This is a genomic window from Roseivivax isoporae LMG 25204 (genome assembly GCF_000521865.1).
Classification (GTDB): domain Bacteria; phylum Pseudomonadota; class Alphaproteobacteria; order Rhodobacterales; family Rhodobacteraceae; genus Roseivivax; species Roseivivax isoporae.
In genome coordinates this window covers 13,053-36,021 of record NZ_JAME01000040.1, presented here as the reverse complement: position 1 = coordinate 36,021, position 22,969 = coordinate 13,053, and the positions used below count along the sequence as shown (strand labels likewise).

General features: G+C 70.7%; 26 protein-coding genes and 2 tRNA genes. 15 read left to right on the top strand and 13 right to left on the bottom strand.

Translation table 11 applies throughout. The annotated features are described in order from the left end of the window. The coding region (locus tag RISW2_RS19650; protein WP_043774223.1) for a TCP-1/cpn60 chaperonin family protein at nucleotides 1-670 on the top strand (670 nt) is incomplete at its 5' end. Nucleotides 671-1,000: 330 nt separating this feature from the next. Here the strand turns inward: RISW2_RS19650 and RISW2_RS19645 are convergent. The 10 genes from RISW2_RS19645 to RISW2_RS19600 form a co-directional block, all read right to left on the bottom strand. Continuing rightward, nucleotides 1,001-1,077: transfer RNA gene (locus RISW2_RS19645), tRNA-Arg, on the bottom strand. 67 nt (nucleotides 1,078-1,144) lie between these two features. Further along, nucleotides 1,145-3,382: a phosphoenolpyruvate--protein phosphotransferase gene (gene ptsP / locus RISW2_RS19640; protein WP_043774222.1), complete on the bottom strand. Its 2,238-nt coding sequence runs from the start codon at nucleotides 3,380-3,382 to the stop codon at nucleotides 1,145-1,147. A gap of 134 nt (nucleotides 3,383-3,516) precedes the next feature. After that, nucleotides 3,517-4,752: an aspartate kinase gene (locus tag RISW2_RS19635; protein ID WP_043774221.1), complete on the bottom strand. Its 1,236-nt coding sequence runs from the start codon at nucleotides 4,750-4,752 to the stop codon at nucleotides 3,517-3,519. A 108-nt stretch (nucleotides 4,753-4,860) separates the two neighbouring features. After that, nucleotides 4,861-5,307: an SgcJ/EcaC family oxidoreductase gene (locus RISW2_RS19630; RefSeq protein ID WP_043774220.1), complete on the bottom strand. Its 447-nt coding sequence runs from the start codon at nucleotides 5,305-5,307 to the stop codon at nucleotides 4,861-4,863. Then, on the bottom strand, nucleotides 5,307-5,951 hold the full coding sequence (locus tag RISW2_RS19625) for an SDR family NAD(P)-dependent oxidoreductase (RefSeq protein ID WP_043774219.1): 645 nt from the start codon (nucleotides 5,949-5,951) through the stop codon (nucleotides 5,307-5,309). The genes RISW2_RS19630 and RISW2_RS19625 overlap by 1 nt, the downstream gene beginning before the upstream one ends. A gap of 43 nt (nucleotides 5,952-5,994) precedes the next feature. Next, nucleotides 5,995-6,414: a DUF1178 family protein gene (locus RISW2_RS19620; protein WP_043774218.1), complete on the bottom strand. Its 420-nt coding sequence runs from the start codon at nucleotides 6,412-6,414 to the stop codon at nucleotides 5,995-5,997. A 131-nt stretch (nucleotides 6,415-6,545) separates the two neighbouring features. Next, entirely contained in the window at nucleotides 6,546-7,778 is a 1,233-nt protein-coding gene (locus RISW2_RS19615) for a 3-deoxy-D-manno-octulosonic acid transferase (protein WP_043774217.1), read from the bottom strand. 217 nt (nucleotides 7,779-7,995) lie between these two features. Further along, entirely contained in the window at nucleotides 7,996-9,141 is a 1,146-nt protein-coding gene (locus RISW2_RS19610) for a glycosyltransferase (RefSeq protein WP_043774216.1), read from the bottom strand. A 325-nt stretch (nucleotides 9,142-9,466) separates the two neighbouring features. Beyond that, nucleotides 9,467-9,976, bottom strand: a complete 510-nt coding sequence (locus RISW2_RS19605; protein WP_043774215.1) for a YHS domain-containing (seleno)protein — start codon at nucleotides 9,974-9,976, stop codon at nucleotides 9,467-9,469. A 181-nt stretch (nucleotides 9,977-10,157) separates the two neighbouring features. Continuing rightward, nucleotides 10,158-10,232, bottom strand: a tRNA-Thr gene (locus RISW2_RS19600). Nucleotides 10,233-10,356: 124 nt separating this feature from the next. Here RISW2_RS19600 and RISW2_RS25410 point away from each other — a divergent pair. The 14 genes from RISW2_RS25410 (at nucleotide 10,357) to RISW2_RS19535 (ending at nucleotide 20,131) form a co-directional block, all read left to right on the top strand. Continuing rightward, nucleotides 10,357-10,512: a hypothetical protein gene (locus RISW2_RS25410; protein ID WP_164490725.1), complete on the top strand. Its 156-nt coding sequence runs from the start codon at nucleotides 10,357-10,359 to the stop codon at nucleotides 10,510-10,512. A gap of 3 nt (nucleotides 10,513-10,515) precedes the next feature. Further along, a complete protein-coding gene (gene murA, locus RISW2_RS19595) occupies nucleotides 10,516-11,787 on the top strand; it encodes a UDP-N-acetylglucosamine 1-carboxyvinyltransferase (protein ID WP_043774214.1) in 1,272 nt (423 codons plus the stop codon). Next, nucleotides 11,784-12,251: a DUF2948 family protein gene (locus RISW2_RS19590; RefSeq protein ID WP_043774213.1), complete on the top strand. Its 468-nt coding sequence runs from the start codon at nucleotides 11,784-11,786 to the stop codon at nucleotides 12,249-12,251. Before murA ends, RISW2_RS19590 begins: the two co-directional genes overlap by 4 nt. A 78-nt stretch (nucleotides 12,252-12,329) precedes the next feature. Then, nucleotides 12,330-13,640 carry a histidinol dehydrogenase gene (gene hisD, locus RISW2_RS19585; protein ID WP_043774212.1) on the top strand — a complete coding sequence of 437 codons (1,311 nt, stop codon included), beginning with the start codon at nucleotides 12,330-12,332 and terminating at the stop codon, nucleotides 13,638-13,640. Between the two features lie 111 nt (nucleotides 13,641-13,751). Then, nucleotides 13,752-14,231: a UPF0262 family protein gene (locus tag RISW2_RS19580; RefSeq protein ID WP_043774211.1), complete on the top strand. Its 480-nt coding sequence runs from the start codon at nucleotides 13,752-13,754 to the stop codon at nucleotides 14,229-14,231. A gap of 68 nt (nucleotides 14,232-14,299) precedes the next feature. Next, entirely contained in the window at nucleotides 14,300-14,683 is a 384-nt protein-coding gene (locus RISW2_RS19575) for an arsenate-mycothiol transferase ArsC (protein ID WP_244437660.1), read from the top strand. Beyond that, nucleotides 14,683-15,093: a ketosteroid isomerase-related protein gene (locus RISW2_RS19570; protein ID WP_043774225.1), complete on the top strand. Its 411-nt coding sequence runs from the start codon at nucleotides 14,683-14,685 to the stop codon at nucleotides 15,091-15,093. The genes RISW2_RS19575 and RISW2_RS19570 overlap by 1 nt, the downstream gene beginning before the upstream one ends. After that, nucleotides 15,090-15,671 carry a GNAT family N-acetyltransferase gene (locus RISW2_RS19565; RefSeq protein ID WP_043774209.1) on the top strand — a complete coding sequence of 194 codons (582 nt, stop codon included), beginning with the start codon at nucleotides 15,090-15,092 and terminating at the stop codon, nucleotides 15,669-15,671. Before RISW2_RS19570 ends, RISW2_RS19565 begins: the two co-directional genes overlap by 4 nt. A gap of 48 nt (nucleotides 15,672-15,719) precedes the next feature. Then, nucleotides 15,720-16,604 carry a carbon-nitrogen hydrolase family protein gene (locus tag RISW2_RS19560; RefSeq protein WP_043774208.1) on the top strand — a complete coding sequence of 295 codons (885 nt, stop codon included), beginning with the start codon at nucleotides 15,720-15,722 and terminating at the stop codon, nucleotides 16,602-16,604. 145 nt (nucleotides 16,605-16,749) lie between these two features. Then, complete coding sequence (gene infA, locus RISW2_RS19555) at nucleotides 16,750-16,968, top strand: translation initiation factor IF-1 (protein ID WP_005978431.1); 219 nt, start codon at nucleotides 16,750-16,752, stop codon at nucleotides 16,966-16,968. Between the two features lie 79 nt (nucleotides 16,969-17,047). Beyond that, a complete protein-coding gene (locus tag RISW2_RS19550) occupies nucleotides 17,048-17,635 on the top strand; it encodes a Maf family protein (RefSeq protein WP_043774207.1) in 588 nt (195 codons plus the stop codon). Further along, entirely contained in the window at nucleotides 17,632-18,651 is a 1,020-nt protein-coding gene (locus RISW2_RS19545) for a ribonuclease E/G (protein ID WP_043774206.1), read from the top strand. Before RISW2_RS19550 ends, RISW2_RS19545 begins: the two co-directional genes overlap by 4 nt. Further along, on the top strand, nucleotides 18,648-18,845 hold the full coding sequence (locus RISW2_RS19540; protein WP_043774205.1) for a DNA gyrase inhibitor YacG: 198 nt from the start codon (nucleotides 18,648-18,650) through the stop codon (nucleotides 18,843-18,845). The genes RISW2_RS19545 and RISW2_RS19540 overlap by 4 nt, the downstream gene beginning before the upstream one ends. Nucleotides 18,846-18,904: 59 nt before the next feature. Further along, entirely contained in the window at nucleotides 18,905-20,131 is a 1,227-nt protein-coding gene (locus tag RISW2_RS19535; RefSeq protein ID WP_043774224.1) for an aminotransferase class V-fold PLP-dependent enzyme, read from the top strand. Between the two features lie 43 nt (nucleotides 20,132-20,174). On the opposite strand, the gene RISW2_RS19530 is transcribed toward RISW2_RS19535, so the two are convergent. From RISW2_RS19530 to RISW2_RS19520, 3 genes are all read right to left on the bottom strand, one after another. Further along, nucleotides 20,175-21,149, bottom strand: a complete 975-nt coding sequence (locus tag RISW2_RS19530) for a quinone oxidoreductase family protein (RefSeq protein WP_043774204.1) — start codon at nucleotides 21,147-21,149, stop codon at nucleotides 20,175-20,177. Nucleotides 21,150-21,172: 23 nt separating this feature from the next. Next, complete coding sequence (locus RISW2_RS19525; protein ID WP_425277799.1) at nucleotides 21,173-22,144, bottom strand: NAD(P)H-quinone oxidoreductase; 972 nt, start codon at nucleotides 22,142-22,144, stop codon at nucleotides 21,173-21,175. Nucleotides 22,145-22,217: 73 nt separating this feature from the next. Next, a complete protein-coding gene (locus RISW2_RS19520) occupies nucleotides 22,218-22,898 on the bottom strand; it encodes a COQ9 family protein (protein WP_043774202.1) in 681 nt (226 codons plus the stop codon). Between the last annotated feature and the right edge of the window lie 71 nt (nucleotides 22,899-22,969).

The window sequence follows — 22,969 nt, the reverse complement described above, 5'->3', positions numbered from 1 at the left end:
GACTTTTCAGGGGAGCAGGTCAGATGACACGACGGTCATTGAAGGTGCGGGCGAGAAGCCGGCGATCGCCTCGCGCGTCGCCCAGATTCGCAGCCAGATCGAGGACACGACCTCGGATTACGACAGGGAGAAGTTGCGGGACCGCCTGGCGACGCTGTCAGGCGGCGTTGCCGTCATCCGTGTCGGGGGTGCCACCGAGATCGAGGTCAAAGAGCGCAAGGACAGGGTCGAGGACGCCCTCAACGCCACGCGCGCGGCGGTGCAGGAAGGTGTCGTGCCTGGTGGCGGGGCTGCATTGGTCCATGCGGGGAAGGTTCTGGCTGACATGAAGGGAGACAACCCGGATCAGGATGCCGGCATCAAGATCATACGCCGCGCGGTTCAGGCGCCGCTGCGCCAGATCGCGGAGAATGCCGGGGTCGACGGGTCGGTCGTCGCAGGCAAGGTCATCGAGAACGCCAGCACGACATTCGGTTTTGACGCGCAGCTGGAGAAATACGGCGACCTGCTGCAGGCAGGTATCATCGACCCGACAAAGGTCGTCCGGATCGCGCTGGAAGACGCGGCATCGATTGCGGGCCTGCTACTCACGACTGAGGCGATGGTCGCTCAGAAGTCGGACAGGCTCGGCAGCACGGACGAAATCGACGCAATGGGAGGCGTAATCTAAGGATGACGACGTGGGGAGCCGAGAAACCGCCGGAGAACGGCGCTCAACTGGCGTCCGTAGGCCGGCTGCGGCGCTATTCCGGCGCTGACGCCTCGAGCGTCAGACTGCGCCACGATCCTCCAAGTGCGTCGCGTTCGACAATCACGAGCAAAGCGATGGCGGCGATCGCGCAGATTGCCGCGACCCGCACCGCACCTGCTCAAGTGCGCCAAAACCCGCCCGCTCGCGTGTAAGGGGCGTGTTTTACCAACGCCTAAAATCACCCAAGCAGATCAATGCCGCAGGTCCGACGCAATTCAGTGCGCAACATATTGATATATTGTTGATTTCTGGCGATCCCTTGAGGACTCGAACCCCAAACCTGCTGATTAGAAGTCAGCTGCTCTATCCAGTTGAGCTAAGGGACCGCTCGTGCCCGGTTCTCGGCCAACGCGGCGCGTTTGGCAAGACCGTCCGGACGCGCGGGCCCAGGGGTCAGGCCATGGTGCGCAGGTGTTCCATCACCGCGGGACGCACGCTCTGCTCGCCTTCCTCGCGGGCGCGGTGGATCACGTCGCGCACGGCGCCGAGATCGGCCCGCAGCAGGAGGTGCTTGACCGGCCCGATGGAGGGCGCGCGCATGGACAGGGTGCGCAGGCCGATCGCGGCGAGGCAGAGCGCCTCGACCGGGCGGCCGGCATCCTCGCCGCAGAACGACATGGGCGTGCCGGCGGCGTCCGCGCGTTCGACGATGCGTTCGATGAAGGTCAGGAACGAGGTGTTGAGCGTGTCGTAGCGGCGGCGCACGCGCTCGTTCTCGCGGTCGGCGGCGAAGAAGAACTGCTTGAGGTCGTTGCCGCCGATGGACAGGAAATCGACCTCGGCGAAGAAGCGGTCGGGCGCGTAGGCCAGCGACGGCGTCTCGAGCATGGCGCCGACCTCGATCTTCTCGGGCAGGGTATGGCCCAGGCGGCGTTCGCGCGCGATGGCCTTGTCCATCTCGGCGCGCGCGGCGCGGTATTCGTCGAGCTGCGCCACGAAGGGGAACATGACCGACAGCGGCCGTCCGCCCGACGCACGCAGGAGCGCCTGCAGCTGCATGCGCAGCACGCCGGGTCGGTCGAGGCCGACGCGGATCGCCCGCCAGCCGAGCGCCGGGTTCGGCTCGTCGTTGGGCTTCATGTAGGGCAGGACCTTGTCCGAACCGATGTCGAGCGTGCGGAAGACCACGCGGCGGCCCTGCGCGGCGTCGAGCACGCGCGCGTAGATCGCCGCGAGCTCGGTGCGCTTGGGCATCTGGTTGCGGATCAGGAACTGCAGCTCGGTGCGGAAGAGGCCGACGCCCTCGGCGCCCGAATTGGCGAGGCTCGGCAGGTCCGCCATGAGACCCGCGTTCATGTGCAGCCCGATATGCTGGCCGCAGGCGGTGACGCAGGGCGTGTCGCGGATCGAGGCGTAGCGCTCGAGCGCCTTGGCCTGCATGGCCATCTTGTCGCGGAAGGCGTTCACCACGGGGTCGTCGGGGCGCAGGTGCACGGTGCCGGTGTCGCCGTCGACCATGATGTGGTCGCCGTTCAGCGCCTCGGTGGTGATGCGGCCCGCATGGATCACGAGCGGGATCGCCAGTGCGCGGGCGACGATCGCCGCGTGGCTGCCGACCGATCCGTCCTCGAGCACCACGCCGCGCAGGGCGCGCCCGTATTCCAGGAGTTCCCCGGGGCCGATGTTGCGTGCCACGAGCACCGGGTCGGGCGGCAGCTCCGCGCCGGTCTCGCGGCCCTGTCCGGTCAGCAGCCGCAGCAGCCGGTTCGACAGGTCGTCGAGGTCCTGCAGCCGTTCGCGCAGGTAGGCGTCGGTGACCTGGCTCATGCGCGCGCGGGCGGCGGATTGTTCCTTTTCCACCGCTGCCTCGGCCGAGAGGCCGCGGCCGATGTCCTCTTCCATCCGCCGGAGCCAGCCCTTGGAATTGGCGAACATGCGGTAGGCCTCGAGCACCTGCACCTGTTCGGGGTCGGAGGCGGAGGCGAGGATCTGGTCGACGCTGACCCGCAGGCGGTCCACTGCCTCGAGGAGGCGGCGCGATTCGACCTCGGGATCGTCGGCGACGAGGTTCGTGACCACGACGCGCGGCTCGTGCAGCCAGACGTGGCCCTCGGCCGCGCCTTCCTGTCCCATGGTGCCGCGGAAGACGACGGGGTCTGTGTGGCGCGCCTTGAGCGCCGCACCCTCGCCGACGAAGGCGCCGAGCTCGGCCATCTCGGCCAGCACCATCGCGACCACCTCGAGCGCGTAGATCTCGTCGGAGGTGTATTCGCGGCTTTCCTTCGACTGCACGACCAGGACGCCGAGCTTCTCGCCCAGCCGCTGGATCGGCACGCCGAGAAAGCTCGAATAGATTTCCTCGCCGGTCTCGGGCATGTAGCGGAAACCGCGCTCGGCGGGCGCATTGGCGGTGTTCACGATCTTGCCGGTGCGCGCCACGCGGCCGACGAGGCCCTCGCCCAGCCGCATGCGGGTCTGGTGCACGGCCTCGGCCTTGAGCCCCTCGGTGGCGCAGAGCTCGAGCGTCTCGTCGTCGCGGAAGAGGTAGATCGAGCAGACCTCGGTCCCCATCGAATCCGCGGTCAGGTGGGTGATCTTGTCGAGCCGTTCCTGGCCGGCGGCCTCTTCGGCCATGGTGTCGCGCAAGCGTCCCAGCAGCTTGCGGCTCTCGCTCTCGGTGCGCTCCGGCATGTCGTGTGCCCCTCGTCCTCGGCGCACCAGCTATAGGGCAGGCGGAAGGGGCGAGGAAAGCGAAAGCCGACATTGCGCGGCCGTCGCGGGCCCCGTCTGACGCGGCGGAGGCAGCCCGGCCCCCGCCGTCCCGCTCAGGCCTTTTCCAGCTCGAACGCGTCGTGCAGCGCCTGCACCGCCAGTTCCATGTACTTGCGGTCGATCAGGACCGAGATCTTGATCTCGGACGTGGTGATGACCTTGATGTTGATGCCCTCGGAGGAGAGCACCTTGAACATCTTTGCGGCGACGCCCGTGTGGGAGCGCATGCCGATGCCCACCACCGACACCTTGGCGACGCCGGTATCGGCGACGAGATCGTGGAAGTTGATCTCGCCCTTCTCCTTGGCGCGCGAGAGCGCCTGCTCGGCCCGCTTCACCTGGTCGATCGGGCAGGAGAAGGTCATGTCCGTGCGGCCCTCCTCGGCGATGTTCTGCACGATCATGTCGACGTTCACGCCGGCCTCGGAGAGCGGCATGAAGATCGCCGCGGCGATGCCCGGCCGGTCGGCGACAGAGACGAGCGTCATCTTCGCCTCGTCGCGCGAATGGGCGACCCCGGCCACGACCTTGCTTTCCATGATGTCCTCCTCGTCGCAGACCAGCGTGCCGGCCGTGTCCGACTGTTCCTCGAAGCTCGACAGGACCCGCAGGCGCACCTTGTAGCGCATGGCCAGCTCGACCGAGCGGGTCTGCAGGACCTTGGCGCCGAGCGACGCGAGCTCCAGCATCTCCTCGAAGGCGATGCGGTCGAGCCGGCGCGCGCGGTCGCAGATCCGCGGATCGGTGGTGTAGACGCCGTCCACGTCGGTGTAGATGTCGCAGCGCTCGGCCCCGAAGGCGGCGGCGAAGGCGACGGCGGTGGTGTCCGACCCGCCGCGGCCGAGCGTGGTGATCCGGCCCTCGGGGCTGATCCCCTGGAAGCCCGCGACCACCGCGACGCGCATGCCCTCGGCGAACTTGCGGTTGATGTTGTCGGTGGGGATCTCCTCGATCCGGGCCGAGCCGTGCGCCGAGGTGGTGCGGAGCGGCACCTGCCAGCCCTGCCAGGACCGCGCGGGCACCTCCATCTCCTGCAGCGTGAGCGCCATGAGGCCGGCGGTCACGTTCTCGCCCGAGCTCACCACGGCGTCGTATTCGCGCGCATCGAAGAGCGGCGAGGTCTCGTTCACCCAGCCCACGAGCTCGTTCGTCTTGCCGGCCATGGCCGAGACGATGACGATCACGTCGTAGCCCTTGGCGACCTCGACGCCGACGCGCTTGGCCGCCCGCCGGATGCGGTCGAGCGTGGCGACCGAGGTGCCGCCGAATTTCATCACCAGAACGGGCATCGTATTCCCCGTGATCCCCTGTCAGCGGCGTCCCTTACGCGCGGTCCGGGTCCTGCGCAAGGCCGCCCGCGACTGCGCGGCGGGCCTCGTGGCGCCGCTGCACGGGCGTCAGCGCCGGTAATCGGCCGGCACGAGCGTGCCGTCGTTCACGTGGGTTTCCGCGCCCGGCACCACGTCGGTGTTCTGGCAGGTCACCGCCAGCCAGCCCGCCTCGGTGCGGCGGAGGACGACGCCGAGAAGGGTCTGGCGCGGGCCGGCGGCGGTGCCGTCGGGCGCGCGCTGGCCGGTCAGCGTGACGCGGAACTGCACCACGGCCACGTCCGGCGAGAGCTGCCGCACGCGCGTCGCGCCGACGCGCAGGTCGGTTTCCGCGAAGAAGCTCTTCAGCGCGTAGTCGTGGGCGCGGGCGATGGCGGCGCGGTCGTGCCACCAGAGCCCGACCACGTTCACGAAGTCCGCGTCCTCGACGAAGAGGTCGCCGATCGCCGCGCCCTGCCGCGTGGCCCAGGCGGCGGCGAAGGCGGCGGGAAAGTCTTCGGGGTGCTCGGGCAGCATCAGAACGGGTGCGCGCGGCCGTCCCAGGTCTCGAACCGGCCGGTGGTGGCGACGCTGAGGGCCGCGAGGCGGTCGGCGAGGCCTGCGGCCGACTGGTGGGTGTCGATCTCGGCGGTGCGGCCCCCCATGGCGGTCTGCACCCATCCCGGGTGGTAGATGCCGACCGCGATCCCCTCGGGCCGCAGGTCGGCGGCGAGGTTGCGCCCGAGGTTCAGCACCGCGGCCTTGGTCGCGCGGTAGATGTAGCTGCCGCCCGGCGCGCGCTCGGTCGAGCCCATCTGCGAGCCGATGATGGCGATGCGGGGCGCCGTGCCGCGCCGGAGGTTCGGCAGGAGCGTCTGTACCGTCAGGAAGACGCCGGTGACGTTCGTGGCGAAGGCCTCGGCCCACATCTCGGGCGGGTAGCCGTCGTCGAGCCGCTGGCCCTTGTCGGGATAGATGCCGGCGTTGCAGACGAGGGCATCGAGGCTGTCCTCACCCATCCGGCGGCGGAAATCCCGCAGCGAGGCCGTGTCGGTCACGTCGAGGGACAGCATGCCGTCGGCGTGGCGGGCGGTCGGCAGAACCTCCTCGCCGCGGTTGACCAGCTCCTCGCAGAGCGCGGCGCCGATGCCGCGATTGGCTCCGGTCACGAGGATTCGCATGGCATGTTCCTTCCGGTCTCGGGCCCGCGGAGGCCCGCGGCCGTCAGTTCGACTTGCGCTGGGGACGGAACGGCAGAGGGGCCACCGGAACGCCGTCCTCGATCAGGCGCCGCGCCTCGTCGGGGCGCGCCTCTCCCCAGATGGACCGTTCCGGAGCTTCGCCAAGGTGCATGGCGCGCGCTTCCTGAACAAAGTCGCGCCCCACGTAGTCCGACGTCTTCTCCACATGCGCCCGCCACGCCGCGAGCGCCTGCTCTGCCGGACCGCGCGGCGTGCTCAGCGCGCGCTCCTCGCTCCGGGTGCCGGAGACGCGGGGCGCCATGACCGATTTCTGGACCTCCGCGCTGCCGCAGATCGCGCAGGCAAGGTGTCCCGCCTCCGCCAGCGCGTCGTAGGCGGTGGCGGACTGGAACCAGCTGTCGAAATCGTGCCCTTGGGCACAGGTGAGGGAATACTGAATCATGTCACGTGGCGGTGCGAGGGTTCGGCGATTGCTACAGCTTCGGCGGGCGAATTCAAGAAAAGCCTAAGCACGGGGGCACTTGTCCAGCCACGGTCGCGTGAGGACCGCAACGTTCGGCGCGCGCGCGAGCCTCAGGCCGCGCCGGGCGCCGGAAAATGCGCGAGCACGCGCTGCATCAGCGCGTCGAGGTCGGTCTCGGGACGGAGCAGGCGCGCGGCCTCAGTGCCGAGCGCCCGCTGCCTGCCGGGATCGGCGAGCGCCCCCAGCGCGGCGGCGAGCGCGTCCGCGTCCGTCACTTCGATCGCGGCGCCCGCGGCGTCGAGCGCGGCAAAGGGCGCGCGAAAATTCGCGGTGTCGGGCCCGTGCAGGAGCGCCGCGCCGAAGCGCGCGGGCTCGTAGGGCGTGTGGCCGCCGCGCGTGCCGGTGGTGCCGCCGACGAAAACGACGCCCGAGAGCGCGTACCAGAGCGGCATCTCGCCCAGTGTGTCGGCGAGGAGGATGCCCGCGCCCGCGGGATCGTCGACGGCGCTGCGGCGCGCGACGCGCGTGCCGGGGAGGGCAGCGGACAGCGCCGCGTGGAGCGCGTCGCCCCGGCGCGGGTGGCGCGGCGCGACGATGAGGCGCAGGCCGGGACGCTGCTGCAGGGCCCGCGCATGAGCGGCGACGACCATCGCCTCGTCCTCCTCGTGGATCGAGGCGGCGAGCCATGTTTCCGCGCGGGGAAACGCCTCGGCGAGAGCGGGGTCGGGGGCGAGGTCGGCAGGCGGCGCGTAGAACGCCTTGAGGTCCGCCACGGGCCCGGTCGCGGCTGCCGGCAGTCCGAGTGCCACGAGCCGATCACGGGAGGCCGCATCCTGCGCGGAGAGGAAGGCGACGCGCCCGAGGGTGCGGCTCGCAAGACCCGGAAACCGGCCCCAGCCCCGCGCGCTGCGCGCGCTCATCCGGGCGCCGAGGACCACGACCGGCCCCGGAATCTGCGCGAACCTGTTCGGCCAGAGCTCTGATTCCATGGCGATATGTCCCGCCACGAACCAGTTGGTGCAAAACCGGCTCACGGCATGGCGCAGGTCGAGCGGCGCCGGCGCGGCATCGAGGCCCCAGCTGCGCGCGAGCGCGACGCCGCTCTCGGAATTGCAGGTCACGACCAGCGGCAGGCCGGGCCGTGCGGCGCGCCACGCCTCGATCACCGGGCGTGCCGAGGCGAGTTCCCCGTTCGACGCCGCGTGCAGCCAGAGACGGGGCGTTCGCGCGGACGTCCCGCTGCGGCCGAGCCGCGCGGCGATCTCGGCGCGCCCCCCGCGTCGCGCGGCGCGCAGGAGTTGAACCGCCGCGAAGAGGCTGATCAGGACGCGGTAGACGATCATCGGTGCCGAAGCGCCGAAACGGATGCACCTTCAGGTGCTTGTGCTGCCAGGTTCACGCGATGCGGGCTGTGTCCCGCGGTGGCGTACCGGGCGTCGAAAACACGGGGATCCCCGGATTCTTTGGCACAAACACTATCCGAAACCGAACATTTCTGCGCCTCGATCCGCAGAAAAACGGAAAATCCTGTCCAGAACCAGACATTCCACCACTGTCGCGTCACGGGCGCCCCCCGCCCAGCGTGTCGCGGATCACGCTTTCGAGGCGCGAGAGCAGCACGGCGTTGTCGAACCGGGTCTCCGCCACGCGACGCGCCGCCGCCGCCATCTCGGCCCGGTCGGGCCGGTCCATGGCCGCGCGGATCGCGGCGGTGAAGCCTGCGGCGTCGTGTTCGTCGACGAGAAAGCCGGTCGCGCCCTCCTCCACCGCCTCGGGGATGCCGGCATGGCGCGTCGACACGGTGACGCAGCCCGCGGCCATCGCCTCCTGGATCGCGGTGGGCAGACCCTCGGTGTTGCCGTCCTGCGCGGTGACGGAATGCTGGAGGAAGAAGGCGGTGCCCTCGAGCCGCGCGCGCACCGCCTCGTGCGGCTGCGCGCCGTGGAAGGTCACGCGGTCCGCCGCGCCGAGCTCGGCCGCGAGGGTGCGGGCGGCCGGCAGGAGGGGACCGTCCCCGATGAAGTCGAGCCGTGCGCCGGGCCGGTCGCGCGTCGCCTCGACGAAGCTGCGCAACGTGGTCAGCGGGGCCTTCTTGTCGACGAAGCGGCCGACCGCGAGGCAGGAAAAGGGCGCCTTGTCCCCCGGCACGAAGCGACGCACGTCGACGCCCGAGGGGATCACGTGGGCGTTCGGGTGGTGCACGCCTGCCGCCGCGAGGTTGTCGAGCAGGAACTGCGACACCGACACGACACCCGCGAGCCGCGGCATCATCAGCCGGTAGGCGCGCTGGATGCGGCGCGCGCGCAGCGCCTTCGACGCGTCGGTGCCGCGGAAATAGGTGAAGATCGGGATGCCGGCGTCGTTGGCGACCGGCGCCAGTGCCAGTGCCTGGGTACCGAATTCGGCGAGGATGACCTCGACGCGCTGGTCCTTCAGGAAATCGAGGAGCGCGCGGCGCCCGGCGCCGTAGGGCAGCCGCGACGTCGCGTGGCGGGCCCGGTTCCAGAGCGCCCAGAACGGCAGCGCGACCGCGTCTGCGGCCGAGAGCCGCGCGCGGCGTTCGAAGATCGGTTTTCCGTAGGGATCCGTCCCGTTGAAGCGGCCGCAGATGACGACGGTGTCGCCGCCGAACATGTGGGCCACGTGGCGGTTGATGAAGGTCTCGCCGGGGACGTGGAAATCGCTTGTGCCGATGGCTGTGCGCATGCGGTCGGGTCCCCCGGTGAACGGTCGACCCGGCTTAGCAACCGCGTTCCGGGGCGGCAAGGTGCGTCCCGAAGGCCGCGCCCCGCCGCCCTGGCGGACGTCACGTCGCGATCAGAGCACGAAGCCCACGATGGCGACGACGATGACGACGAGACCGACGAGATAGATGATCTGGTTCATTTGGGGCTCTCCTACCCGTGATGCATATGTGAGGAGAATGCAGCAACCCCGCAGAGCGTTCCGTCGGTGCGTGAAGTCGCGTGGCGCCGACCGGCGAATTGATGCTTTCGGGCACCTGTTCGGGGGGCTCGGGTGCGCCGCGCGCTCAGGCCGCGCCGGCGATGATCTCCGGCCAGCGGCGGTCGGCCTCGGCGATGAAGCCCGGGATGTCGGCCTCCCACCGGCGCTGGATGTCGTCGTTGAAGTTCAGGTAGAGCCGGTCGTCGACGATGGACCAGTTGCGGGGCTGGATGCTGTAGAGTTCGCCGCGCGCGGCCACCGCCCAGGCGCAGAAGCCGCCGTAACGCGGGGCGAAGCGGTCGGGCGCCGCGAGGAACTCGTCGCGGTTCCCGCCGTTCGCGAAACGCCAGCGGGCCCCGTTCCATTCCGCCTCGAACGCCGCGTCGCCGTGCACCGGCCGGCCTTCGCGGAAGTAGGCCACCGGGTCGGTGCCGCGGATCGCCACGCCGTCCACGGCAAAGACCGGGGTGGGCGGCAGTTCCTCGAACCCGGCGAGACGGTCGACGAGGCCGGAATTCGCCGCGGCCACCGCCGCACCGGCGGCCACCGTGGCGCCGCCGAGAAGGATCAGGTTGCGCCGTGTCAGGAGGGTCATCGCTCGTTCTCCGCGTTCAGCCACGCCTTTCCTATACACCGGGACGCGCCGCCCGAGGGCATGCCACCGGCGGCGTTCCCTGCATCGTGATCGGCTGCGAGGACGGCGCGTCCGGATGGCCGCGACATATGGAGGCGCCCGCGGGCAGAGCGACGCCAAAGCGATGGGAACGAGGGGTGAATGGTGCTGCTGGACAGGATTGAACTGTCGACCTCTCCCTTACCAAGGGAGTGCTCTACCACTGAGCTACAGCAGCGCCTGTGCCGTGTGCCGGCCCTGAAGACCTGCCGCCGCGGCGCGTGGCCGGGTCTCTACTGACAATCGCCGGGCCGTGCAAGCGCAATCTGGACGCTTTTTCGCACCTCCTGTAGAGAGCGTCCATGGAGCAGAAACGAGGCACCCCCGGCAAGCGGGACGAGGCCCGGGACGCGCGGCTCAAGGCCGCGCTCAAGGCCAACCTCGCGCGGCGCAAGGCGCAGGCGAAAGCCAAGGCGCGCAAGACGTCCGAAGGGGACGAGCGGGACAAGGACACCTAAGACATGGATTCGATCGTCGTCACCGGGAACGGGCCGCTGTCCGGCCGCATCGACATCGCGGGGGCGAAGAATGCCTGCCTCACGCTGATGCCCGCGACGCTCTTGACGGAAGAGCCGCTGACGCTGCAGAACGCGCCGCGCCTGTCGGACATCCGCACGATGACGCTGTTGCTGCAGTCGCTGGGCGCCGAGGTGTCGGCGCTGCAGGAGGGCCGGGTGCTGGCCATGTCGAGCCACGCGATCGACAACCAGCGCGCGGACTACGACATCGTGCGCAAGATGCGCGCCTCGATCCTCGTGCTGGGGCCGTTGCTGGCGCGCTTCGGCTACGCGGAAGTGTCGCTGCCGGGCGGCTGCGCCATCGGCGCGCGGCCGGTCGACCTGCACCTGCGCGCGCTCGAGGCGATGGGGGCGACGCTCGACCTGCGCGACGGCTACGTGCACGCCAAGGCGCCCGCGGGCGGGCTGCGCGGCGGGATCGTCGATTTCCCGCTGGTGTCGGTCGGCGCGACCGAGAACGCGCTGATGGCGGCGACGCTGGCGAAGGGCACGACCGAGATCCGCAACGCCGCGCGCGAGCCCGAGATCGTGGACCTCGCGCGGTGCCTGCGGCGCATGGGCGCGCAGATCGAGGGCGAGGGCAGTCACACGATCACGGTCGAGGGCGTGGACCGGCTGGGCGGCGCGACGCACCGGGTGGTCACCGACCGCATCGAGCTTGGCACCTACATGCTGGCGCCGGCGATCTGCGGCGGCGACGTGGAACTGCTGGGCGGCGCGATCGAGCTGGTCGGCGCCTTCTGCGAGAAGCTCGACGCCGCGGGCATCGCGGTGGAGGAGACGCCGGACGGCCTGCGCGTGTCGCGCAAGAACGGCCGCATCCGCGCCGTGGACGTGACGACCGAGCCGTTCCCGGGCTTTCCCACCGACCTGCAGGCCCAGATGATGGCGCTGCTCTGCACCGCCGAGGGCACGTCTGTGCTTGAAGAGAAGATTTTCGAGAACAGGTTCATGCACGCGCCCGAGCTGATGCGGATGGGCGCGCGGATCGAGGTTCACGGAGGGACGGCCACGGTGCACGGCGTCGAACATCTGAAGGGCGCGCCCGTCATGGCGACGGACCTGAGGGCCAGCGTGTCGCTGATCCTGGCGGGTCTCGCGGCGCGGGGCGAGACGGTGGTGAACCGCGTCTACCATCTCGACCGCGGCTACGAGCACGTGGTGCGCAAGCTCTCGGGCGTCGGCGCCAAGATCGAGCGGATTCAGGGCTCATGACCGAGGACGCGCGGTTCGAGGATGCGGGCGGCCGGCCGCTCTACCTGGGGGCCATGGACCCCGACGACCTGGCGGTGCTGTCGGCGCTCGTCCAGGATGCGGTGCTGCCCGCGACCGAGATCGCCTGGCGCCCGCGCGAGCGGCGGCTCGCCTTCCTGCTGAACCGCATCCGGCGCGAGGAGGGGCGTCCGCGCGACCCGGTCGAACGGGTGCAGTCCGTGCTGGTGATCGAGAACGCGCGCGGCGTGTCGAGCCAGGGCGTGCCGCGCGGCGATGCCGACACCGTGCTCCAGATCCTCAACGTGGGCTTCGTGCCGGGCGAGTACGGTGCGGGCCACGTCGAGGTGACGCTCGCCGGCGACGGCGCGATCCGCGCCGAGGTCGAGGCGCTCGAGGTCACGCTCAAGGACGTGACCCGGCCCTACGCGGCGCCCTCGGGCCGAATGCCGCACCACCCGGAGTGACGCGTGGCGGCGCGCGCGGGTTGAGGCGCCGCGCCGCCTCGCTATAAGTCCGCCGGAACACCGGAAAGGACAGTGCCCATGCCCGTCTTCCTCGACACGCGCGATCCGGATTTCGAGGAGCGCTTCCGCGCGCTGCTCGGCACCAAGCGCGAGGACAGCCCCGACGTCGACGACACGGTCGCCGCGATCATCGCGGACGTGCGCGCGCGCGGCGACGCGGCGCTGATCGAGCTGACCGAGCGGTTCGACCGCCTGCGACTCACCCCCGAGACGCTCGCCATCGGCCGCGACGAGGTCGATGCCATCATCGCCGACGTGCCCGAGGCGGACCGTGCGGCGCTCACGCTCGCGGCCGAGCGCATCCGTGCCTACCACGCGCGGCAGATGCCCGAGGACGCGCGCTGGACCGATCCCGAGGGCGCGACGCTCGGCTGGCGGTGGACGGCGGTCGCCTCTGCCGGGCTCTACGTGCCGGGGGGCATCGCGTCCTATCCCTCGTCGGTCCTGATGAACGCGATCCCGGCGAAGGTGGCCGGCGTCGAGCGGCTGGCGATCTGCGTGCCGACGCCCGACGGGCAGGTGAACCCGCACGTGATGCTGGCCGCGCGCATCGCGGGCGTGGACGAGATCTACCGCGTGGGCGGCGCGCAGGCGATTGCCGCCCTGGCCTACGGCACCGAGACGATCGCGCCCGTGGACAAGATCACCGGGCCCGGCAACGCCTATGTCGCCGCGGCCAAGCGGCGGGTGTTCGGCCGCGTCGGCATCGACATGATCGCGGGCCCGTCCGAGATCCTGGTGATCGCGGATGCCGACAACGACCCCGACTGGATCGCTCTCGACCTCATGAGCCAGGCCGAACACGACAAGAGCGCGCAGTCGATCCTCGTCACCGATGACGCTGCCTTCGGCCGCAAGGTGGCCGAGGCGGTGGACGCTCGGCTGCAGACGCTGGAACGCCGCGCGGTCGCGGGCGAGAGCTGGCGCGATTTCGGTGCCGTCATCACCGTGCGCGATCTCGACGAGGCGGCGACGCTGTCCGACCGGATCGCGCCCGAGCACCTCGAGCTCTGCGTCGCGGATCCGGAGGCGCTGTCGGCGCGGTGCCGCCACGCCGGCGCGATCTTTCTCGGTGCCTGGACGCCCGAGGCGATCGGCGACTACGTGGGGGGGCCGAACCACGTGCTGCCCACGGCGCGGTCCGCGCGGTTCTCGTCGGGACTGTCGGTCATGGACTTCGTCAAGCGCACAACGCTCGCGCAGATGACCCCCGAGGCGCTTGCCGCGGTCGGGCCGGCCGCCGAGCGGCTCGCGCGGGCCGAGAGCCTCGAGGCGCACGGCCTGTCGGTCGCGGCGCGCCGCGAGAAGCTCAACGCGCCCGAAAGCTGAGGCGCCCGTGGCGGATGACAGTCATGCAACAATTTATGCTGCGCTGCGGCATTGCCGCGTTCCGGCGGTCGCGCTAGTCTCGCGCGCACAGCTTTCCGAAAAGGCCGGCCCATGAGCCACATCGCCCAAATCGAGCTCGACGACGCCAATTTGCCGCCGCCCACGCCCGAGATCGAGCAGGAACGCCGGGTCGCGATGTTCGACCTGATGGAGCGCAACTCGTTCCGCCTGCCTGCGCGCAACGGGCACGACATGCCGCCCGGGCCCTACAAGCTGGCGCTGTCGATCCGCGACAAGCGGCTGGTGTTCGACATCGCCGACCAGGGCGGCGCGCAGGCGGCCGAGTTCCACCTGTCGCTGTCGCCCTTCCGGCAGGTGGTCAAGGACTACTTCTCGATCTGCAAGAGCTACTTCGACGCGGTGAAATCCCTGCCGCCGAGCCAGATCGAGGCGATCGACATGGCGCGCCGCGGCATCCACGACGAGGGTGCCCGCATCCTGCGCGAACGGCTGGACGGCAAGGCCTGCGTCGACGACGACACCGCGCGGCGCCTCTTCACGCTGGTCTGCGTGCTGCATTTCGGCGGCTGATGCCCGTGCGCGCACGCCTGCCGCAATCGGTGCTCTTCGCCTGCGACCACAACGCGGTCCGCTCGCCCATGGCCGAGGGCATCACCAAGATGCTTTACGGACAGGACCTCTACGTGCAGTCCGTGGGCGTGCTGAACGACCTCGAGATCGACGGATTCGCCATCGCGGTCTGCAAGGAGATCGGGGTGGAGCTGTCGCGGCACCGCGCGCGCAACTTCGAGGAGCTCGAGAGCATGGGCGAGGCGCTGTCGGGTTTCGACCTGATCGTCGCCATGTCGCCGGCCGCGCAGCGGCACGCGCTAGACCTCACGCGGATGTTCCACCTCAGCGTGGAGTACTGGCCGATCCTCGATCCGACCGGCATCGGCGAGGAGCGCGAGACCAAGCTCAACGCCTATCGCCAGACCCGCGACCAGATTCACGACCAGCTCAGGGAAAAATGGGTGCGCTGATGTCCATCGACACGATCCGACGCTATTTCGATGCCTTCAACGCGAAGGACGTGCCCGCGATGCTCGACTGCCTGTGCGACGATGTCGCCCACCACGTCAACGAGGGGCAGGTGCGCATCGGGCGCGAGGCCTTCGCCGAGTTCTGCGCGCACATGAGCCGCTGCTACGACGAGACGCTGACCGAGATGGTGCTGTTCGAGGCCGAGGATGGCGCGCGTGCCGCGGCCGAGTACATGGTCAACGGCGCCTACCTCGTGACCGATCCGGGCCTGCCCGAGGCGGAGGGCCAGCGTTACCGGCTGCCGGCGGGGTCGTTCTTTTCGCTGCGCGAGGGACGGATCGCGCGCGTCGTGACCTATTACAACCTCGCCGACTGGACCCGGCAGGTGGCGGGCGAGGCGCCGCAATGAGGGTCGAGACGCTCACCGGGGCGGCGCTCGACGCGGCACTCGACGACGTCGCGCGGCTGCGCATCGCGGTCTTCCGCGACTGGCCCTATCTCTACGACGGCTCGCTCGACTACGAACGGCGCTACCTGCAGGCCTACCGCGACAGCGACCACGCGGTGGTGGTCGGCGCCTTCGACGGCGACCGGCTGGTGGGCGCGGCCACCGGCGCGCCGATGGAGGACCATGCCGAGGATTTCGCCGCCCCCTTCGCGCGCACGGGGCTCGAGCTATCGACCATCTTCTACTGCGCCGAATCGGTGCTTCTGCCGGACTATCGCGGGCGCGGCATCGGGCACGCCTTCTTCGACCGGCGCGAGGCGCATGCGCGCGACCTCGGACGGACCTGGTCGTGCTTCTGCGGCATCCAGCGTCCCGAGGACCATCCGCTGCGACCCGAGGGCTACGTGCCGCTGAACGCCTTCTGGCGCAAGCGCGGTTACGAGCCGCTGCCAGGCGTGGTCGCGTCCTTCCGCTGGAAGGACATCGACCGCGACGCGGAGACCGGGCATGACCTCCAGTTCTGGATCCGCGAACTGTAATTCGACACGGGCAGGCACGACCGCCTGCGGGAAGGAAAGACCGAAGCCATGAAGATCGCCGCCGCCGCCTATCCGATGGATGTCCTGCCGGACTGGACCGCCTATGCCAGCAAGATCGGGGCCTGGGTGGCCGAGGCCGCGGGGCAGGGCGCGGACCTGCTGGTCTTCCCGGAATACGGCGCGATGGAACTCGCCACGCTCGCGGGGCTCGAGGTGGCGGGCGATCTCGAGGCGTCGCTGCGCGCCGTGTCCGACCGCATTCCCGACGCGGACGCGCTGCACGCGCGGCTGGCGGCGGAGCATGGCGTGCACATCCTCGCGGCCTCGGCGCCGGTCTTCGACCCGGCGTTCGGAGCGCGGCCGGTGAACCGCGCGCGGCTCTTCGCGCCTTCGGGCGCGGTCGGCGTGCAGGACAAGCAGATCATGACCCGCTTCGAGCGCGAGGTCTGGGGCGTGGTCCCGGGCGGGCCGCTCCGGCTCTTCGACACCGCGCTCGGGACGCTCGCGGTGCTGATCTGCTACGATTCGGAATACCCGCTTCTCGGCCGGGCCGTGGCCGGCGCCGACATGCTGCTCGTGCCGTCCTGCACCGAGGCGCTGTCAGGCTACTGGCGCGTGCGAATCGGTGCCATGGCCCGCGCGCTCGAGGCGCAGTGCGTGACGGTCATGTCCTCGACCGTAGGCGACGCGCCCTGGTCCGAGGCGGTCGACACGAATTGCGGCGCGGGCGGCGTCTACGGACCGCCCGACCGGGGGTTCCCGCCGACCGGCGTGATCGCCGCGGGCACCGTGGACGCCCCGGGATGGACCTATGCCGAGGTCGATCCGGCGGCGATCGCCGCCGTGCGCGCCGATGGCGTGGTCCTGAACCGGCAGCACTGGGACGACCAGCACGGCCGCGACGGCTTTCCCGAGCGGGTCAGCCTGGGCTGAACGGCGCCGCGGGATATAGGCGATCCGGCGCGTGCGGCAACGTCCTGCGCAGTTAGGGCTTGAAAACCGGCGCGTTTGCGCCAATTAAGCGACATCGCGGGGGTGGTGCGCTGCACCGGCCCTGTCATGCAATTCAGGAGAGACCATGGCCAAGGAAGATACGCTCGAATTTCCCGGTGTCGTGAAGGAACTCCTGCCCAACGCGACGTTCCGGGTCGAGCTCGAGAATGGCCATGAGATCATCGCGCACACGGCAGGAAAGATGCGCAAGAACCGTATCCGGGTTCTTGCCGGCGACAAGGTCCAGGTGGAGATGACGCCCTACGACCTCACCAAGGGCCGCATCAACTACCGGTTCAAGTGATCCCGGTTCACGGCGGGACGGCTGCGGGGCCCTCGGGCCCCGTTCGCATGTCCGGGCCCGCACCGGACGGAGGACATCCATGAAGCTCATCCTCGGATCGGGGTCCCCCCGGCGGCGCGAGCTTCTGGCGCAGCTCGGCATCGTGCCCGACGACATCCGCGCCCCCGACATCGACGAGACGCCCGCAAAGGCAGAGCTGCCGCGGCCCTACTGCCTGCGCATGGCGCGGGAAAAGGCGCTCGCGGTCCCCGCGGACGCGGAGGACGTGGTGCTTTCGGCGGACACGACCGTCGCGCTCGGCCGGCGCATCCTCGGCAAGCCCGCGGATGCCGGCGAGGCCGAGGCGTTCCTGCGCGCGCTGTCGGGGCGGCGGCACCGGGTGGTGACGGCGCTCGCCGTGCGCCGCGGCGAGGTGCTGCGCAGCCGTGCCGTGGTCACGCAGGTGCGGATGAAGCCGCTTTCGGAGGACGAGATCCGCGGCTACATCGCCACCGGCGACTGGCGCGGCAAGGCGGGCGGCTACGGCATCCAGGGACCTGCAGGCGCGCTCGTGCCGTGGATCTCCGGCAGTTTCACCGCAGTGGTCGGCCTGCCACTGGCCGAGACGGCGCAGCTTCTGGCCTCGGTCGGCTGGCCGGTCTGGGCCCGTGCGGAGGACGCGGCATGAAGGGCACCACCATCGCACTCGACACGCTGGGCGGCCGCGAGGCGGCGGCGCTCATGGTCGACGGACGGCTCGAGGATCTCTTCGTCGACGGCACGACGGCGCTGCCCGGCACCATCTACCGCGCCGTGGCAGGACGCCCGATGAAGGGGCAGGGCGGCATCTTCCTCGAGACGCCGGACGGGCCGGCCTACCTGCGCCAGATCAAGGGCATCGCGCCGGGCCAGCGCCTGCTGGTCATGGTTACGGGCTATGCCGAGCCCGGCAAGGCGATCCCCGTCACCCAGCGGGTTCTCTTCAAGAGCCGCTACGCCATCGTCACGCCCGAGGCGCCGGGCCTCAACGTGTCGAAGGCGATCCGCGACGACGACCTGCGCGACGCGCTGCTCGAGATCGCGCACGGGGCGGCGCCCGAGGGCTACGGCCTGATCCTGCGGTCGGCCTGTGCCGGCGCCGATCCCGACGAGATCGCCGAGGACATCGCCGCCATGGCGGATCTCGCCCGCGCGGTCATGGCCGACACCGAAGGAGAGCCCGAGGTGCTGGTCGAGGGCGACGGCGCCCATGCCCGTGCCTGGCGCGAATGGTCCATGGAGGCCGAGGTCGACCGCGATCCCGGCGCCTTCGAGCGTCACGGGGTGGCCGATGCGCTCGACGCGCTGGCCGATCCGGTGGTGCCGCTGCCCGGTGCCGGGTCCATGGCGGTGGAGGTCACCCGCGCGCTGGTCGCGGTCGACGTGAACACCGGTGGCGACACCTCGCCCGCGGCCGGGCTCAAGGCGACCATCGCGGCGCTGCGCGAGCTGCCGCGGCAGCTGCGGCTGCGCGGGCTCGGCGGGCTCGTCACCGTCGACCCGGCTCCCATTCCGAAGAAGGAGCGCCGGCAGATCGAGAGCGTGCTGCGCGCGGCGCTCAAGACCGATACGGTCGAGACGGTGTTCGCCGGCTGGACGCCCCTCGGCAATATCGAGCTGCAGCGCAAGCGCGACCGTCCGGCGCTGGACGAGGTGACGCGATGAGCTGCCCGGTCTGCGCGCGCCCGACCGCGCCCGCCTACCGCCCGTTCTGTTCGCGCCGCTGCGCCGACATCGACCTCGCCAAGTGGCTGAGCGGGTCCTACGCGATCCCCTCGGACGACCCGGAGGACGCCGAGGCCGCGCTCGACGAGGCCATGCGCGCCGAAGAGGCGCAATCGAAGGAGACGCCGAATTGACTGCCCCCCACGACGCCGCGACGCTGCATGACGATCCCATCGCCGACACGCCCGGGCTGATGCAGGCGGTGCGCGACCGCTTCGCCCACGTGGACGCCTGCCCGTTCGAGGGCAAGCGCATCTTCTTCGAGAACGCGGGCGGCGCGCTGACGCTGAAATCCGTGGTCGAGACCACCGCCACCTACGCGGCGATCCCCGACAACCAGGGTCGCGCGAACGGCGCGAGCCGCGCGCTCGTCGCGGCGATCGACCGTGCCAAGGCCGACATGATGCGTTTCCTGAACGCGCCGGGCGGCACGATCTTCGTGGGCGAGAGCGGCACGGAGGTCCTGTTCCGCATGATTCGCGACGCCTGCCTCGGTGCGGCGCCGGGCGGCGTCGTGCTGGGCTCGAGCGTCGAGCACCCGGCCTCGCGGTCGGCCGCGCGGCGCTGGGCCGAGGTCAGCGGGCGGGATTACGTGCAGGTGCGCCACGACGATGCCGCGGGCCTCGTCACCGCAGACGCCTATGCCGCGGCGGTGACGCCCGAGGTGCGCGTGGCGACCATCCTGCACACCTCGCCCGTGACCGGCATGGCCAACGACGTGCCGGCGATCGCGGCCGCCATCCGGGCCGTGGCTCCCGAGGCGCTGATCGTCGTGGACGGCATCCAGCACGCCTGCCACGGCCGCATCGACCTGACCGCCGCCGATGTCGACGGCTACGCGATCTCGCCCTACAAGCTGTTTTCCCGGCACGGCTACGGGCTCGGCTGGGCCTCGGCGCGGCTGACCGCGCTCGATCACGATTCGCTCGACAACGGGCCCGAGGGCAACTGGGAGCTCGGCACCCGCGACACCGGTGCCTACGCGACGCTGTCGGACGTGGTGGCGCATTTCGACTGGCTGGGCGGGCAGGTCTCCGACGCCACCGATCCGCGCGCGCGGATCGAGGCGGCCGGCGCGGCGATCCACGCGCACGAAACGGCGCTGACGCAGGCAATGCTCTTTGGCACCGGGAACCTCGCGGGGCTCGTGGACCTGCCGGGCGTCACGGTGATCGGCGGCGCGGAAAATCCCGCGCGCGAGGGTCTCGTGAGCTTTTCCTCGGCACGGGTGCCGGCGCCGGACATCGTCGAGGCGCTGAACGGCCGCGGCATCCGAACCCACACGCGCAAGGCCGACCACTATTCGGGCAACATTCTGCAGCCCCTCGGGCTCGACGGCGCGGTGCGCGTCTCGCTCGCGCATTACAACACGCTCGACGAGGTGCGGGACCTCCTGTCGGCGCTGCGCGAGATCCTCTGATCCGCCGGACGGGGCGGGGGCCGACGTGCCCCGCCCCGCCGCGTCAGATCGTCAGAACCGTCGAGCCGGTCGTCCTGCGGGCCTCGAGCGCCTCGTGCGCGGCGCGCACCTCGTCGAGCGGGAAGCGCTGGTCGATGCGGATGGCGACCGCCCCCGATCCGACCTTGTCCATCAGCATCGCGGCCATCGCCTGGCACGTCTCGTGCACCGCGATGTGGGAGAAGACCGTGGGCCGCGTGAGCTTCAGCGACCCCTTCTTGCCAAGGATGGCGATGTCGAGGGGCGGCACCGGGCCCGAGGCGTTGCCGAAGGACATCATCATGCCGAAGGGTGCGAGGCAGTCGAGCGAGCCCTCGAACGTGTCCTTGCCGACGCCGTCCATCACCGCCTGCACGCCCTTGCCGTCCGTCAGCGCGCGCACCTGAGACACCCAGTCCCCCGACCGGTAGTCGATGCAGTCCGACGCGCCGTGCTCGAGCGCGAGCCTGCACTTCTCGGGGCCGCCGGCGGTGCCGATGAGGCGGATGCCCTCGGATTTCGCCCATTGGCAGGCGATCAGGCCGACGCCCCCCGCCGCGGCATGGAACAGCACCGTGTCGCCGCTCTTGAGGGGCGTGGTGCGGTGGAAGAGATACTGCACCGTCAGGCCCTTCAGCATCATCGCCGCGCCCTCCTCGAAGGAGATCGCGTCGGGCAGCCTGCAGACCTGCGCCGCCGGCATCACCCGCGCCTCGGTATAGGCGCCCGGCGGGGTCGAGGCATAGGCCGCGCGGTCGCCGGGGGCGAGGTGCGTGACGCCGTCCCCCACCGCCTCGACCACGCCCGCGGCCTCCATTCCGAGCGCGTGCGGCAGTTCGAGCGGGTAGAGCCCGGAGCGCTGGTAGACGTCGATGTAGTTCAGCCCGCAAGCCTCGTGGCGGATGCGGATCTCGCCCGGGCCCGGCTCGCCCACCTCGCGGTCCACGATCTTGAGGACCTCGGGGCCGCCCGCTGCTTCGATGATTGCCGTCCTTGCCATTCCGTTCCTTTCCTCGGGCCGTCTCAGGCCACCTTCAGCACGATCTTTCCCACGTGGCCCGAGCTTTCCATGCGCGCATGCGCGGCGGCGGCCTCGGCCAGCGGGAACTCGGAATCCATGACCGGCGCGACACGACCGGCCGCGAGCAGCGGCCAGACCTCGGCCCGCAGCGCATCGGCGATGCGCGCCTTGGCGAGGTCGCTCTGCGGGCGCAGGGTGGAGCCCGTGATCGTCAGCCGGCGCGTCATCAGCTGGGCGAAGTTCATGTCGACCTTCGGCCCGGACAGGAACGCGATCTGCACGAGCCTGCCGTCATCGGCGAGCGCCTTGACGTTCCGCGGGATGTAGTCGCCGCCCACCATGTCGAGGATGAGGTCCGCGCCGCCCGCCTCGCGGAGGATCGTCACGAAATCCTCCTCGCGGTAGTTGATCGCGCGCTCTGCGCCTAGCGCGGTGCAGCGCGCGCATTTCTCGGCCGACCCGGCGGTCGCGAAGACCCGCGCGCCGAAGACGGCGGCAAGCTGGATCGCGGTCGTGCCGATGCCCGACGATCCGCCGTGGACGAGGAACCGTTCGCCGGCGGACAGCTTGCCGCGCTGGAACACGTTCGACCAGACGGTGAAATAGGTCTCGGGCAGGCAGGCCGCCTCCTTGAGGCCCATGCCCTCGGGCACGGGCAGGCAATGGGCCGCCGGCGTGACGGCGTATTCGGCATAGCCGCCCCCGGGCAGGAGCGCGCAGACCGCGTCGCCGACGGCGAGCCCGTCGACGCCCGGCCCGACCGCGGCGATCTCGCCCGAGGCCTCGAGCCCGGGCAGGTCGCTCGCCTCGGGCGGCGGCGCGTAAAGGCCCGCGCGCTGGAGCGCGTCGGGACGGTTCACGCCGGCCCAGGCGATGCGGATCAGCACCTGGCCGTGCCCCGGTTCGGGCACGTCGCGGGTCGCGGGTTTCAGCACCTCCGGGCCGCCCGCCTCGGTGATCTCGACCACGCGCATCCTGTCGCTCACTGCATTCGCTCCTCGTGTCATTCCGGTGCGCGCCGAGTGTTGGCGCCTCGCCGCGCCGGGGTCAATCGCGTGCGCCGCCGGGGATGTCGTGGCGGCGGCCGCCGCCGGGCCGGCGCAGGCGCGACAGCAGCGTCTCGGGCAGGGCGACCAGCGGGCCCACGAGCGGGGTCTTGCGCGCGGTCGCCTTCGCCTTCTCGAACCGCATCACGTCCTCGATGCGGCGGTCGAGAAAGCCCCAGGTCTCGTGGTGACCGACGGAGTCGTCGCCGAGCCAGTAGAGCACGGTCGCGGAATAGACGCCCGACAGCGACAGCCGCTTGGTGTACCAGGTGCCGTCCTCGGACGTGTCGCCGATCGCGAGCAGGATGGCATCCGCGGTGTCCCAGATCATGCGCGCACCCTCGGCGGCATAGGGCGGCAGGGAAAAGAACGTGCTGCCGCGGCGCACCGCCTCGCGGTTCTCCGAGGCCTCGATCCTCGTGCGCACGGCCAGCACCACCTTGTCGCGGAAGCGCATGCCGGCCATGTCGGTCGCGGCGAGGCGGTCCTGCATGATCCGGTCGCCGCGACGGTGGTAGGCGCGGGCCAGGTCGATGGCGCCGCGGGGGAAGAGGCCGCGGGCGACGGTGGCGTCGATGCCGCTGTCGGCGATGGCGGCGCGGAACGTCGTCTCGGACCATCCGTCGAAGGGCACGTGCATGAGCGCCGCGTCGAGCAGGGCGTCGGTCGGGTCGTCGGTCATGCGGGATCTCCTTTCAGGGCGCAGCCGGGCCGCGGGCGGGGACGCGCGGCACTGGACAAGCTAGGCGGTCC